Below are 13,536 nucleotides of genomic sequence, written 5' to 3' on the forward strand. Positions count from 1 at the left end.
GCGGCAAGCGACCCGTTAGGATCCCGCCGCCGTCGTGCATTCGGAGCAACCGGCCGGGCCGGCGGGCGGGCCTCAGTCGAGCCCGGACACCTCGAACACCGTCCGCGCCGTCTCGCGGTCGATCCTCTCCGCCATGCGGCGCAGCGCGGTCGCCCCGCACGTCAGCGAGCCGCGGCGGGCGGAGAGCCGGGCGTCCTCGTCCAGCCGGTGCCACAGCGGGGGGTTGGAGATCAGTACCTGTGGGTCGATCTCCACCCGGGCGCCGGACGTGTCCCGCAGCACGAGGCGCTGACCGACCCCGTCCAGACAGCGCACCGACACCAGCTCGTCGGTGCGCACCCGTCGCGTGCCCAGCAGCCGCCGCGACACCAGCCAGCCGCGGCCCGCCGACACCCGGGTGGGGAAGAGCACCAGGAAGAGCAGCGCCGCCAGGCCCACCCACAGGGCGGCGCGCGGGCCGGTCAGGGTGCCGGCGCCCCAGTCGACCAGGAGCAGCAGGCCGAGGAGCAGCGCCGAGCAGCGCACCGAGGTGAGCAGGTCCCGGGACCAGTGCCGGTCGAAGGCCGTCTCGGGTGCCGTCCCGTTGGTTGTGGGCGGTGGCGGGGATGCGTCGACCGCGTCGTTGCCGCGTTCCATGGGAGCGACGGTAGAGCCGAGGGAGGCCGGGTGCGGCCTCCCTTGACGGGACTCTGACGACCACGCGTGTCGGCGTCGCGGCAGGACACCGGCCGCCCTGCCGCGAGGTGTCAGCCGGTGAGCCGCCGGACCGTCCCCAACTGCTTCCACCGGCCGTCGACGAGACGGTCGACCCACACCGGACGGGCCGTCGCCTGGTGGTCCTTGAAGGCGTAGTGCCCGAGGAGCCCGTCGGTCTCGACGTCTTCGAGGACGGCCCGGAGCCGGGTGCGGGCGAGGTCCGCGGCGGGCCTGTCCCCGTCCTCCCCGGCCACGCGGTCGATGCCCGCGGCGACGGCGAGCGTGGCGTCGTACAGCTCCGCCGTGCCGCGGTGCTTCAGCAGGGCGCGCAACTCGGCCGAGTCGGTGCACAGCTTCGGGAAGTCCGTGCAGTCGGGCTTCTGCCGCTCGTCGTTGAAGGTGCGGAAGCGCAGGCTTCCGTCCGCCAGCTGCCGGTCCTGCCGGGCGAACATCTCCAGGTCGGAGGAGACGTCGCAGGCGGACCCGTAGACGTCGTGGACGGCGACGAGCGTGCCGCGCCCGCGGGCGGCCGGCACGAGGTTCTCCTCACCGCCGCCGGCCCGCAGGTCGGACACCACCAGGGCGTCCGGCCGGGCCGTGCCGAGCTCGCGCTCGATCCGGCTCCGGCTCATGTCCTCGGTCCCCTTCTGCGAGGGCAGCGGCAGCGCGGTGAGCCCGGCGGCGCGCAGCCCGTGCCCGAAGGTGTCCTTGTCGGTGTCCGTGTCCCAGTAGCTCTTCGACGTCTCCACGACCCGGCCCGCGCCGTACGCCCCGGTCAGATAGCGGCCCGCCTGGCGCCCCGCCTCGTACTCGGCCGCCGGGAGGGCGTACTCGTGGTCCGGGTCGCCCCCGGACTCGCAGGTGTCGACCATCGCCATGCGCGGCGACCAGTCCACGTCGGCGCTCGCGAAGTCCCCGACGTCGCCGACCATGGCGATCATCCCGGGGTGCTGTTCCAGGAGCCTCTCCGCGGGCGTCTGCCCGTAGTCCTCCACCGCGACGACGCGCACGGGGATCTTCCGCTTCGCCCTGCGCTCGGCCTCCTTCAGGGCGGCCCGCACGACACGGGCGCGGATCTCGGGCACCCGGCCGTCCTCGTCGTCGCCCCAGGCGTAGCCGACGCCGAGCGTGTACGTCGTCGGGGCGGCGGAGGTCCCTCCGGGGACCGGCGGGCGGCCCTGGCCCCGCGGCTCGGGGTGGTCCGAGGACGACGAGTTCAGGGCGATGGCGGCCGGGATGCCGACGGCGAGGAGTGCGGCGGCGACCGCGAGCCGGACGGTGCGGCGGGTGATGCGGCGTGGGGCCGCCGGGGTCCACGGGGACGGCGTTCCGCGCCGCTCGTCGGCGTCCTTGACGACGTGCCGGGCCGACGGCCGGGCGGCGGACGACGGCGGCCTGGCGTCCTCGGGGGCCGGTTCGCTCGGGCCGTCGGCTGTCCGAGCCGCCGGAGCCGGAGCCGATTCCAGGACCGAAGCCGGAGCCGGTTCCGGCTCCGCGGCAGGGGCAGGGGGCGGCTCCGCGGCGGCAGGAGCGGACGGCTGCGCCAGCGCCTCGATGCGTGCGAGCGCCGCGTCCGCGTCCGCGGGCCGGTCGTCCGGGTCCTTCGCCATCAGGTCGAGCACCAACCGGTCGACGGCGGGGCCGAGTTCGGCGCGGGCCCGGCTCGGTCGCAGCGGCTCGTCGTGCAGGTGGTTGTACATGATGCCGGCCGCGTCCCCGACGAACGGGGGCCTGCCGACGAGGAGTTCGTACAGGACGCAGCCCACCGCGTACAGGTCCGTGCGGCCGTCGCCCCGGAGCTGCCGGAAGCGTTCGGGCGCCATGTACTGGACGCTGCCGAAGGGCAGCCGGCCGGTGTGCGTCAACCGTGCGTCGGTGGCCCGGAATTCGGTGAACCGCGCGATGCCGAAGTCGACGATCCTGGCGGTGGACGCCGTGCCCTCGCCGGTGACCATGACGTTGGCGGGCTTGATGTCGCGGTGGACGACACCCGCACGGTGCGCGGCGCTCAGGCCCCGGCACACGTCGGCGGTCCAGCGCAGCGCGTCCTCGGCCGGCACCCGCCCGCTGTCGCGCAGGATCTGCTCCAGCGTGCGGCCCTCGACGAGCGCCATCACCAGGTAGGGGCTCTCGCCGTCCGCCCCGTGGTCGTGCACGGTGACGATGTGCGGGCTGTCGAGGGCGGCGGCGACCCGGGCCTCGCGCCGGAACCGGCCGAGCCGCTCCGTCCGCTCGGCCTCGTCGTCCCCCGCGGCGCGGAGGATCTTGACCGCCACCTCGCGGTCCAACTGCTCGTCCCTGGCCCGCCAGACCTCGCCCATGCCGCCCGAGCCGATGAGCTCGATCAGTTCGTAGCGGTCGTCCAGCCTTCGTCCCCGCACGTGTCAGGCCCTCCCCCCGGCGTTTCACCGACCCGGCCCGCCAACGTACTGCATGGGGTGTGGCGGACCGTCAGGGAGTCGCGGGCAGCGGGCTTTGCGGCCGTTTCCTCAGTGGCCGGTGGTGAGCACCATGCGGAACCGGGCCTGACCGCTCGTCATCTTCTCGACCGCGGCGGCCGTCTCCTCCAGCGGAACCTCCTCGGTCCAGGCGCGCACACCGCTCTGGGCGGCGAAGCGCAGGGTGTCCTGGGTGTCGACGGCGGCGCCGGAGGCGTGCGCGTAGACCTTCCGTGCCCCCTGCAGCAGTTGCAGGGCGTTGACCTGGAGCGGTTCGGGGGAGATGCCGACGATGGCGAGTTCGCCGCGGCGCCCGAGCCCGTCGATCGTGGCGGACATCGCGTCCGCGTTCGTGACGGTGGCCAGGACCACCTTGGCGCCGCCGAGCGCCTGGAGCGCCTCGGCGACGTCCTCGGTGGTGCTGTCGATGTAGTGGGCGGCGCCGAGCTTGTGCGCCAGGTCTCTCTTCTCCTGGCCGCGCGCGATGGCGACGGTGTCGAAGCCCATCTTCTGCGCGAACTGCACACCGAGGTGGCCGAGGCCGCCCAGGCCCAGTACGGCGACGGTGTCGCCGGGGCCGGCGGTGGTGTGGCGCAGGGCGTTGAAGACCGTCACGCCCGCGCAGGCCAGCGGTGCCGCCTCGACCGCGGTCAGCTCGTCCGGGATCGCCGCGAGGGCGACGGCGGGCACCACGACCGAGTCGGCGTACCCGCCGGGGTAGGCGACGCCCGGGACGGCCAGTTCGGGGCACATGACCGCGTCGCCGCTGCGGCAGGCGTCGCAGTGCCCGCAACTGCCGCCGTACCAGCCGACGGCGACCCGGTCCCCGACCTGCCAGCCGGTGACGTTCTCGCCGAGGGTGTCGATCCGGCCGGCGATCTCGTGACCCGGCGTGACCGGGAACGTGGTCCCGGGCAGCGCGCCCGAGGCGATCAGCAGGTCGGAGTGGCAGACGCCGCAGGCCTCGACGGTGATCCGCACGGACCCGGGACCCGGCTCCCGTGCGGCGACCTGGGTGAGCTCCGGGGTGCCACCGGGCTCGGAGACCTGCGCGGCACGCAGGGTGCCGGTGGAGGCGGAAGCGGTGGAAGCAGACATGATCCAGCCCTTCGTAGCGGTGTGGGGCCGGGAACGGGCCGCACGCACTCGCTCGTCAGGACGTGACCGGCCGAGGGTGGTCCGCCGCGGTCTCCCTCTTCGACGATAGGCAGGCATGCGCCGCATCGGCATGTCCGCGGACGGCCGACGCACGCACCGCGCACGCGACGGACCCGGGGATGCCACCGCCCGGCGACGTCCCGCGAGCCCGGGGGACCGGACGAGTCCGAGGGACCGGGCTCAGGGCCAGACCAGGCAGTACGGCTGGTGACCTGCCTCGTGCAGGCGGTGGGAGAAGTCCTGCCACTCGTGCAGCAGCTGGTACACGTTGAACGCGTCGCGGGGGCCGCCCCGGTCCGGGACGGTCGACCAGATGAAGGCGGCCGCGCCGACCGCTTCCTCGCCGATGCCGCGCAGCGGGTCCACGACGGTCATGGGGAGTTTCACGACGGCGTAGTCGGGGTGGAGGACGACGAGTTCCAGGGGCGGCACCTTGTGCAGGGGGACGCCCTCGATGCCGGTGAGGACCATCGCGGCCATCGTCTCCGGCTTGATCTTGGTGAACATGCCGTTCATGCCGAGTTCGTCGCCGCCGAGTTCTTCGGGGCGCATCGAGATCGGGACACGTGCAGCCGTGGCGCCGTCCGGCGCGCCGAAGTATTTGTACGTCACCCCCACCCGGCCACCATTCCCGCTCCCGGCCCTCAGCCGATCGACCCCGCGGTCGCTCCGCTCGGGCTCACCTTGCGCTCCCGGAGATAGCTGGGATCCCTGCGATCCCTGGGTCCTGCGTGCCTCGGCCGCTTCCTCCGCTTCGCGCCGGTGCCTTCCCCGCCGGGCACGCCGAGGCCCGAGGTCGTCGGTCCCCTCGCCCAGTCCGCCACCGCGATGCATATCTCCACCCGACTGCTTTTCTAAGGCGCGCGACCCCCGCCACGCAACCCGATCATCGTGACAGTGACCTCCCCCACGGCCGCACGCCGAAACGTGCGCTGAAACACTGTTCCGCGGGATCTTCGCGGCCTCTGAACACCACCGTTCCTGTGAGCTGTCCCTGCCGGGCCCCAGTTTTGCAGATGACCGGGGGCGCCGCCCGGTCCTCCTGCCGGGCACCGGCCCGCCGGATCCCCGCGATTCCGGGACCTTGCGTACCTGCAACGTACGCGGTCCCGTACGGCTTCCCGGGAGCGGGAGCCGTTGCGGGACGCCTACGAGAAGCCGTACGTCGTGCCGGGTTCCCGCGTTCACGCCCGCGTGCTCTTCCCCTCACGGCCGCCCTCGGACCCTGGCCTACCCTGAGGAGGTCACTAGCCCCCGGAGTCGGAGACGTCGCAGGTCATGACCGAACTGCCCTATCCCTACGAAGCACCGGCCTCGCAGGCCCTATTCGACCGTGCGGCGGCCGTCACGCCCGGTGGCGTGAACTCTCCCGTGCGGGCCTTCCGCGCCGTGGGCGGTACGCCCCGGTTCATGGTGTCCGGTGCGGGTCCGTACCTCACGGACGCCGACGGTCGTGAGTACGTCGACCTCGTCTGTTCCTGGGGGCCGATGATTCTCGGACACTCTCAGCCCGAGGTCATCGCGGCGGTCCAGGAAGCCGTCTCACGCGGCACGTCCTTCGGGACGCCCGGTGAGGGCGAGGTCGCGCTCGCCGAGGAGATCGTCGCGCGCATCGAGCCCGTCGAGCAGGTCAGGCTCGTCTCCAGCGGCACCGAGGCGACCATGTCGGCGATCCGGCTCGCCCGCGGGTTCACCCGGCGCTCCAAGGTGATCAAGTTCGCCGGCTGCTACCACGGGCACGTCGACTCGCTGCTCGCCGCGGCGGGCTCGGGCGTCGCCACCTTCGCGCTCCCCGACACCCCGGGCGTCACCGGCGCCCAGGCCGGCGACACGATCGTCCTTCCGTACAACGACCTCGAAGCGGTGAACGCCGCCTTCCACGCGCACCCCGGCGAGATCGCCTGTGTGATCACCGAGGCGTCGCCCGGGAACATGGGCGTGGTCCCGCCGCGGCCCGGCTTCAACCAGGGCCTCAAGGACGCCTGCGCGAAGAACGGCGCCCTGTTCATCTCCGACGAGGTCATGACCGGCTTCCGGACGAGCAGGGCCGGCTGGTACGGGGTCGACGGCGTGCGTCCCGACCTCATGACCTTCGGCAAGGTGATGGGCGGCGGCTTCCCCGCCGCGGCCTTCGGCGGCCGTGCCGACGTGATGGCGCACCTCGCGCCCGCCGGGCCGGTCTACCAGGCGGGCACGCTGTCCGGGAACCCGGTCGCCACCGCCGCCGGTCTCGCGCAGCTGCGACTGCTCGACGACGCCGCCTACGAGAAGATCGACGCGGTCTCCGAGCAGATCCGGACGCTGGTGTCCGAGGCACTGGCCAAGGAGGGCGTCGCGCACCGGCTGCAGAGCGCCTCCAACATGTTCTCCGTCTTCTTCACCGGGCGGGAGGTGCGTGACTACGAGGACGCGAAGGCGCAGGAGTCCTTCCGGTACACCGCCTTCTTCCACTCGATGCTGGCGCAGGGCGTGTACCTGCCGCCGTCCTCCTTCGAGTCGTGGTTCGTGTCGACGGCGCACGACGAGCAGGCGGTTCAGCGGATCGCCGACGCCCTTCCGGCGGCGGCGCGGGCAGCGGCGGAGGCCAGTGCATGAGTGACAACGGCAACACCACGGACATCACCGTCGTCCACCTGATGCGGCACGGCGAGGTCGCCAACCCGGACGGGGTGCTGTACGGGCGGCTGCCCGGCTACCACCTGTCCGAACTGGGGCGGAAGATGGCCGACCGGGTCGCCGACCACCTGGCGTCCCGCGATGTCACCCACGTCGTGGCCTCGCCCCTGGAGCGGGCGCAGGAGACGGCGACCCCGATCGCGAAGGCGCACGGGCTCGACCTCGCGACCGACGGGCGGCTCATCGAGGCCGACAACGTCTTCCAGGGCAAGACCTTCGGTGTCGGGGACGGTGCGCTGCGGCGCCCGGAGAACTGGAAGCACCTGGTCAATCCGTTCAAGCCGTCCTGGGGTGAGCCGTACGTCGACCAGGTCGTCCGGATGATGGGCGCGCTGGACGCGGCCAAGGACGCGGCGCGCGGGCACGAGGCGGTGCTGGTCAGCCACCAGCTGCCGATCTGGATCGTGCGCAGCTATGTCGAGCGTCGGCGGCTGTGGCACGACCCGCGCAAGCGGCAGTGCACGCTGGCGTCCCTGACGACGTTCACCTACCGGGGCGACAAGATCGTTTCCGTGGGCTACACCGAGCCCGCGCGGGACCTCGTGCCGGCGCATCTCCTCGCGGGCGCGAAGCCGGTGAAGGGCGCGGGCAAGGCGTTCGGCGCCTGACGGCCCGTCGATTCCCCAAGGCGTCCTGCCATATGAGCGTATCTTCGTAAAATCACATAAATACGTGCGTGTGGGACTGAACCCCCGTCTTCGTCGTGCCCTCTCATTGAGTGCCAGCTGAGAGCCAGCTGAGAGGGCGCGATGAAATGGGGACCGCATGCGGGACATCAGCCGGAGGGGAATGATCGGCCTCGGGGCAGGTGCCGCGGTCGGCCTGGGACTTGCCGCGTGCGGTACCGCCTCGCAGGACGCTCCGGGCGGGGGCGGCGGTTCCCGCGGCGACGGACACCCCGGCGCCCCGAGGCAGGCCGCCAAGCCGATCGGGGACGGCTCCACCGCCTTCACCGGCGAGCAGCCGGGCCGTCCGGACCGGCCCGAGCCCCTGCAGCCCGGCGAGACCCCGCCGCAGTTCGTGGTCTTCTCCTGGGACGGCGCGGGCGAGGTCGGCACCGGCCTCTTCGACCGCTTCCTCGGACTCGCCGAGAAGTACGACGCCCGGATGACGTTCTTCCTCTCCGGGCTGTACCTGCTGCCCGAGTCGAAGAAGCGCCTGTACGACCCGCCCAACAACGCCAGGGGCGCCTCGGACATCGGCTACCTCACCGACGACCACATCAAGCAGACGCTGAAGCTCGTCCGCCGTGCCTGGCTCGCCGGCCACGAGATCGGCACCCACTTCAACGGCCACTTCTGCGCGGGCTACGGTTCGGTCGCCGACTGGACCCCTTCCCAGTGGCGCAGTGAGATCGAACAGGCCAAGTCCTTCGTGAAGGAGTGGCGGACCAACACGGGCTGGACCGATCTGCCCGCACTGCCCTTCGACTACGACAAGGAACTCGTCGGCGGACGCACCCCGTGCCTGCTCGGCCAGGAGAACCTGCTGCCCACCGCACGGAAGCTCGGCTGGCGCTACGACGCCTCCTCGCCCGGCGGCCGCCAGCGCTGGCCGCGGAAGAACCAGGGCCTGTGGGACCTGCCCCTCCAGGGGATGCCCTTCCCGGGGCACACCTTCGAGGTCCTCTCGATGGACTACAACATCCTCGCCAACCAGTCGGTCAACACGACCAGGGCGCCGTCGTACAACTACCCGGCCTGGCGCACCCAGGCCACCCAGTCCTACATCTCCGGGTTCCAGCGGGCCTACGAGACCAACCGCGCCCCGTTCTTCGTCGGCAACCACTTCGAGGAGTGGAACGGCGGCATCTACATGGACGCCGTCGAGCAGGCCTTCACGCACATCGCCCGGCAGCGGGAGGACGGCGCGGACATCCGCATGGTCTCCTTCCGGGACTTCGCGGACTGGCTGGACGTGCAGCGGCCCGAGGTCCTCGCCAGGCTCCGGTCGTTGGAGGTGGGGGAGCGGCCGACGGGCGGCTGGAAGACGTTCCTGCGGGACGTCGGCAAGGATTCGGGCCGGGGCTCCGGGGCCGACACGGACAGCGACACCTGAAACGGTGCGAGCCGGGGCAATCGCACCCCTGCGGGTGCGGGCACCCGCACGGGCGTCGACGAGGAGCCCGAAAGGCCGCCTGATATGCGGGTTTCCGCCCGCAAGGGGGGTGCGGAAGATCCCCGAAACGGGCATGCGAAACTTTTCACATGAGTGCCGCCTGCCGCGCCGACCAGCGCCCGAACCGCACCCGTAGCCGCGTCGCCCTGCTCGCCGCCGGGGCCGCCGTCGCCGCGCTCGTCCTGTCCGCGTGCACCTCCGGAGGTACGTCGGGGGGAGCGGGCAACACCAACTTCGTCGCCGGCAAGAACGGCGTCGACACGGCGGCCAAGGGCCACCGGACCGCGATCCCGGACCTGTCGGGCAAGACCATCGACGGCAAGCAGCTCGACGTCCGCGACTTCAAGGGCAAGGTCGTCGTCCTCAACGTCTGGGGCTCCTGGTGCGGGCCGTGCCGGGCCGAGGCCGCCAACTTCGAGCGGGTCTACCAGGACACCAAGGACCAGGGCGTGGAGTTCGTGGGCATCAACACCCGCGACGCCGGCACCGGCCCGGCCCTCGCCTTCGAGAAGGAACACGGCGTCAGCTACCCGAGCCTGTTCGACCCCACCGGCAAGCTGATGCTCCGCTTCAAGAAGGGCACGCTCAACCCGCAGCTGATCCCCTCCACGCTCATCATCGACCGCGAGGGCAAGGTCGCCGCCCGGACGCTCCAGGCGCTCAGCGAGGACAACCTGCGCAAGATGCTCGCCCCCGTGCTCGCGGAGAAGTGACCTGACGTGTCCCTCCTCGCCATGTCCCTGGCCGAGTCCACCGGCAGGAACGAGACGGTCTACAGCGGCGCCCTGCTGCTCGCCTTCCCGATCGCCGTGGTCGGGGGGCTCGTCTCCTTCTTCTCCCCGTGCGTGCTGCCGCTGGTCCCCGGCTACCTCTCCTACGTCACCGGGGTCAGCGGCACCGACCTGGCGGAGGCCAGACGCGGGCGCATGGCGGTCGGCGCGAGCCTGTTCGTGCTGGGCTTCACCGTCGTGTTCGTGTCCGGCGGCGCGCTCTTCGGCTACTTCGGCTCGACCCTGCACGAGTACCAGGCGGTCCTGTCCAAGGTGCTCGGCGCGCTCATGGTCCTCATGGGCGTGTTCTTCGTGGGCGGCATGCCCTTCCTGACGCAGCGCGAATTCCGCTTCCACAAGCGGCCGGTGACCGGTCTCGCGGGAGCGCCGCTGCTCGGCGCGCTCTTCGGGATCGGCTGGACCCCCTGCCTCGGCCCGACCCTCTCCTCGGTGCAGATCCTCGCCGCGAACCAGGCGAGCGCCGGACGGGGCGCCATACTGACCGTCGCGTACTGCCTCGGGCTCGGCATCCCCTTCGTCCTGGCCGCGGTCGCCTTCCGCAAGGCGCTCGGCGCCTTCGGCTGGGTCAAGCGGCACTACACGTGGGTGATGCGGATCGGCGGCGGAATGATGATCGTGACCGGCCTGCTCCTGCTCACCGGTGCGTGGGACAGCATCGTGCAGCAGATGCAAACCTGGTCCGACGGCTTCACGGTAGGGATCTGACCCATGAGCACCACTGACACCGGCAAGACGACGGAACCGGACGCGGCGGGCGAGCTCGGCGCGGCCGGCTCGCAGCTGTCCACCGCGCCCGTGGAGACGGCGATGCCCGGCTCCTTCGGCGGTTCGCGGACGCCCGGCGCCATCGGCTGGATCACCTGGACCGGACGCGAGATCGTCGGCTGGGCCCGCTGGTTCTGGCGGCAGCTGACCTCGATGCGGGTTGCGCTGATCCTGCTCTTCCTGCTGTCGCTCGGCGCGATCCCCGGCTCGCTGATCCCGCAGTCCGGGACCGACGCGCAGAAGGTGGCCGACTTCAAGGACCGGCACAGCCTGCTGGGGCCGGTCTACGACAAGCTCGGGCTGTTCCACGTGTACAGCTCGGTGTGGTTCTCGGCGATCTACATCCTGCTGTTCGTCTCGCTCATCGGCTGCATCGTGCCGCGCACCTGGCAGTTCGTCGGACAGCTGCGGGGCCGTCCGCCGGGCGCCCCGAAGCGGCTGACGCGGCTTCCCGCGTATGCCACGTGGCGTACCGAGTCCGCGCCCGAGGAGGTTCGCGAGGCCGCGCTCAAGGTGCTGAAGCAGCGGCGGTTCCGCGCACACCTCGACGGCGACGCCGTGGCGGCCGAGAAGGGCTATCTGCGCGAGACCGGCAACCTGCTCTTCCACATCGCGCTCGTCGTGATGCTCGTCGCCTTCGCCTGGGGCCAGCTCTTCAAGTCCGAGGGCAACAAGCTGATCGTCGAGGGCGGCGGCTTCTCCAACACGCTGCTCCAGTACGACGACTTCAAGTCGGGCAACCTCTTCAGCAACGACGACCTGACGCCGTTCAGCTTCGACCTGAAGAACTTCACCGGCACCTACGAGCGGACCGGCCCCAACAAGGGCACCCCGCGCACGTACCAGGCGGAGGTCACCTACAGCGAGGGCGCGTACGGCAAGCCGCGGAAGAAGACCATCAAGGTCAACGAGCCGCTGGAGATCGGCGACTCGAAGGTCTACCTGGTCAGCCACGGCTACGCGCCCGTCGTCACCGTCCGGGACGGCAAGGGCGAGGTCGTCTTCCACCAGCCCGTGCCGCTGCTGCCGCTGGACGCGAACGTCACCTCGCAGGGCGCGATCAAGGTGATGGACGGCTACCGGAACGCGCAGGGCCGCAGCGAGCAGCTCGGCTTCTCCGCCTTCTTCGTGCCGACGTTCGCGGGTGCCGGCAAGGGCACCATGTTCTCCCAGTTCCCCGCACTGGACTTCCCCGTGCTCGCGGTGTCCGGCTTCCACGGCAGCCTCGGGGTCGACTCGGGCCTCCCGCAGAACGTGTACCAGCTCGACACCTCCAAGATGAAGCAGTTCAAGGACGCCAAGGGCGCCATCCTCAAGGCGAGGCTGCTGCCCGGCGAGACCATGAAGCTGCCGGACGGCGCCGGCTCGATCACCTTCGACAAGGACGTCAAGGAGTGGGCGGGCTTCCAGGTCACCCAGCAGCCCGGCAGCGACTGGGCGCTGGTGGGAGCCTTCGTCGCGATCTTCGGCCTCGCCGGATCCCTGTTCATCCAGCGCCGCCGCGTCTGGGTGCGGGCCACCCCCGGTACCGACGGCGTCACCGTCGTCGAGATGGCGGGCCTCGGCCGCAGCGAGTCCGCGAAGCTCCCCGAGGAGCTCGGCGACCTCGCCGCGCTCGTGCACGAACAGGCGCCCAGCGCCCCCGAACCCGGCCCGGACACGCCCGGGTCCGACCAGGACACCCCCGACCCGCACGCCGTATCTGCCGCCGAAGGGGCTGAGAAGCAGTGACTCTCGCCACCGCCACCAACGAACACCTCGCTCACATCAGCAACGTGCTGATCTACTCCTCGATGGCCGTCTACACCCTGGCCTTCTTCGCGCACATCGCCGAGTGGCTCTTCGGCAGCCGCAGCAAGGTCGCCCGCACCGCGCAGGCGCTCACCGCCAAGGGCGAACAGGGCGCGGGCGCCGCGACGGCCCCCGCGGTCACCGTGCAGACGGCCGGCGGCACCGCCGTCCTGGAGCGGCCGAAGGTCGTCACCCGCTCCGCGGCCGGCGCCCGCGACGTGCCCGACGGGCCCGGCGCGCACGGCGGCGACGAGCAGGGCGACCTCTACGGCCGGATCGCGGTGTCCCTCACCGTGGTCGCCTGGGCCGTCGAGGCCGCCGGTGTGCTCGCCCGCGCCCTGTCGGTGGAGCGCGCGCCGTGGGGCAACATGTACGAGTTCAACATCACCTTCTCCACGGTCGCGGTGGGCGTGTACCTCGCGCTGCTGGCCCTGAAGAAGAACGTGCGCTGGATGGGCCTCTTCCTGGTCACCACGGTCCTGCTCGACCTCGGTCTCGCCGTCACCGTCCTGTACACGGCGAGCGACCAGCTGGTCCCGGCCCTGCACTCGTACTGGCTGTACATCCACGTCTCGACCGCGATCCTGTGCGGCGCCATCTTCTACGTGGGCGCCGTCAGCACGCTGCTCTACCTGTTCAAGGACTCGTACGAGAACAAGCTGGCCGGCGGCGGGAAGCCCGGCCGCTTCGCGACCTCCGTGCTGGAGCGGCTGCCCGCCTCGGCCTCGCTCGACAAGTTCTCCTACCGCGTGAACGCCGCCGTCTTCCCGCTGTGGACCTTCACGATCATCGCGGGCGCCATCTGGGCCGGTGACGCCTGGGGCCGCTACTGGGGCTGGGACCCCAAGGAGACGTGGGCGTTCATCACGTGGGTCGCCTACGCCTGCTACCTGCACGCCCGTGCGACGGCCGGCTGGAAGGGCCGCAAGGCGGCGTACATCGCCCTGATCGCCTTCGCCTGCTGGCTGTTCAACTACTACGGCGTGAACATCTTCGTGAGCGGCAAGCACTCCTACGCGGGCGTCTAGCCGGCGTCGTCCGGCCGGCCGCCCCGAGGTGGCCGGCCGGGCACCCTGAGCAACGAAAATGCAGGTCAGGGGCGG

The 13,536-nt window shown here is 71.5% G+C and carries 11 protein-coding genes; 7 read left to right on the forward strand and 4 right to left on the reverse strand.

The window, feature by feature from the left end:
- Positions 1 to 72: 72 nt before the first annotated feature.
- From BKI49_RS21125 to BKI49_RS21140, 4 genes are all read right to left on the reverse strand, one after another.
- Positions 73 to 636 carry a hypothetical protein gene (locus BKI49_RS21125; RefSeq protein ID WP_257004895.1) on the reverse strand — a complete coding sequence of 188 codons (564 nt, stop codon included), beginning with the start codon at positions 634 to 636 and terminating at the stop codon, positions 73 to 75.
- Positions 637 to 746: 110 nt separating this feature from the next.
- Positions 747 to 3,077 carry a protein kinase domain-containing protein gene (locus BKI49_RS21130; protein WP_095935855.1) on the reverse strand — a complete coding sequence of 777 codons (2,331 nt, stop codon included), beginning with the start codon at positions 3,075 to 3,077 and terminating at the stop codon, positions 747 to 749.
- Between the two features lie 108 nt (positions 3,078 to 3,185).
- Positions 3,186 to 4,232, reverse strand: coding sequence for an alcohol dehydrogenase catalytic domain-containing protein (locus tag BKI49_RS21135; RefSeq protein ID WP_095935856.1), 1,047 nt, complete (start codon positions 4,230 to 4,232; stop codon positions 3,186 to 3,188).
- A 240-nt stretch (positions 4,233 to 4,472) separates the two neighbouring features.
- Entirely contained in the window at positions 4,473 to 5,126 is a 654-nt protein-coding gene (locus tag BKI49_RS21140) for a hypothetical protein (protein ID WP_179332520.1), read from the reverse strand.
- Positions 5,127 to 5,570: 444 nt separating this feature from the next.
- On the opposite strand from BKI49_RS21140, the gene hemL reads away from it, so the two are divergent.
- The 7 genes from hemL (at position 5,571) to ccsB (ending at position 13,461) form a co-directional block, all read left to right on the forward strand.
- Complete coding sequence (hemL, locus tag BKI49_RS21145; protein ID WP_095935857.1) at positions 5,571 to 6,887, forward strand: glutamate-1-semialdehyde 2,1-aminomutase; 1,317 nt, start codon at positions 5,571 to 5,573, stop codon at positions 6,885 to 6,887.
- Positions 6,884 to 7,576 carry a histidine phosphatase family protein gene (locus BKI49_RS21150; protein WP_095935858.1) on the forward strand — a complete coding sequence of 231 codons (693 nt, stop codon included), beginning with the start codon at positions 6,884 to 6,886 and terminating at the stop codon, positions 7,574 to 7,576. Before hemL ends, BKI49_RS21150 begins: the two co-directional genes overlap by 4 nt.
- A 157-nt stretch (positions 7,577 to 7,733) precedes the next feature.
- Entirely contained in the window at positions 7,734 to 9,026 is a 1,293-nt protein-coding gene (locus BKI49_RS21155) for a polysaccharide deacetylase family protein (protein ID WP_095935859.1), read from the forward strand.
- 149 nt (positions 9,027 to 9,175) lie between these two features.
- Complete coding sequence (locus tag BKI49_RS21160) at positions 9,176 to 9,799, forward strand: TlpA family protein disulfide reductase (protein WP_095935860.1); 624 nt, start codon at positions 9,176 to 9,178, stop codon at positions 9,797 to 9,799.
- Positions 9,800 to 9,820: 21 nt separating this feature from the next.
- Positions 9,821 to 10,582: a cytochrome c biogenesis CcdA family protein gene (locus BKI49_RS21165; protein ID WP_095935988.1), complete on the forward strand. Its 762-nt coding sequence runs from the start codon at positions 9,821 to 9,823 to the stop codon at positions 10,580 to 10,582.
- A 3-nt stretch (positions 10,583 to 10,585) separates the two neighbouring features.
- Positions 10,586 to 12,373, forward strand: coding sequence for a cytochrome c biogenesis protein ResB (gene resB / locus BKI49_RS21170; protein ID WP_095935861.1), 1,788 nt, complete (start codon positions 10,586 to 10,588; stop codon positions 12,371 to 12,373).
- On the forward strand, positions 12,370 to 13,461 hold the full coding sequence (ccsB, locus tag BKI49_RS21175) for a c-type cytochrome biogenesis protein CcsB (protein ID WP_095935862.1): 1,092 nt from the start codon (positions 12,370 to 12,372) through the stop codon (positions 13,459 to 13,461). Before resB ends, ccsB begins: the two co-directional genes overlap by 4 nt.
- The last annotated feature ends 75 nt before the right edge of the window (positions 13,462 to 13,536 follow it).

The organism is Streptomyces sp. Tue6028 (assembly GCF_002300165.1).
Lineage (GTDB): Bacteria > Actinomycetota > Actinomycetes > Streptomycetales > Streptomycetaceae > Streptomyces > Streptomyces siamensis.

Coding starts and splice junctions, on each gene's coding strand:
- resB (WP_095935861.1), top strand. CDS start 10,586: ATGAGCACCACTGACACCGGCAAGACGACGGAACCGGACGCGGCGGGC.
- BKI49_RS21165 (WP_095935988.1), top strand. CDS start 9,821: ATGTCCCTGGCCGAGTCCACCGGCAGGAACGAGACGGTCTACAGCGGC.
- BKI49_RS21155 (WP_095935859.1), top strand. CDS start 7,734: ATGCGGGACATCAGCCGGAGGGGAATGATCGGCCTCGGGGCAGGTGCC.
- BKI49_RS21135 (WP_095935856.1), bottom strand. CDS start 4,232: ATGTCTGCTTCCACCGCTTCCGCCTCCACCGGCACCCTGCGTGCCGCG.
- BKI49_RS21125 (WP_257004895.1), bottom strand. CDS start 636: ATGGAACGCGGCAACGACGCGGTCGACGCATCCCCGCCACCGCCCACA.
- BKI49_RS21160 (WP_095935860.1), top strand. CDS start 9,176: ATGAGTGCCGCCTGCCGCGCCGACCAGCGCCCGAACCGCACCCGTAGC.
- BKI49_RS21150 (WP_095935858.1), top strand. CDS start 6,884: ATGAGTGACAACGGCAACACCACGGACATCACCGTCGTCCACCTGATG.
- hemL (WP_095935857.1), top strand. CDS start 5,571: ATGACCGAACTGCCCTATCCCTACGAAGCACCGGCCTCGCAGGCCCTA.
- BKI49_RS21140 (WP_179332520.1), bottom strand. CDS start 5,126: ATGCATCGCGGTGGCGGACTGGGCGAGGGGACCGACGACCTCGGGCCT.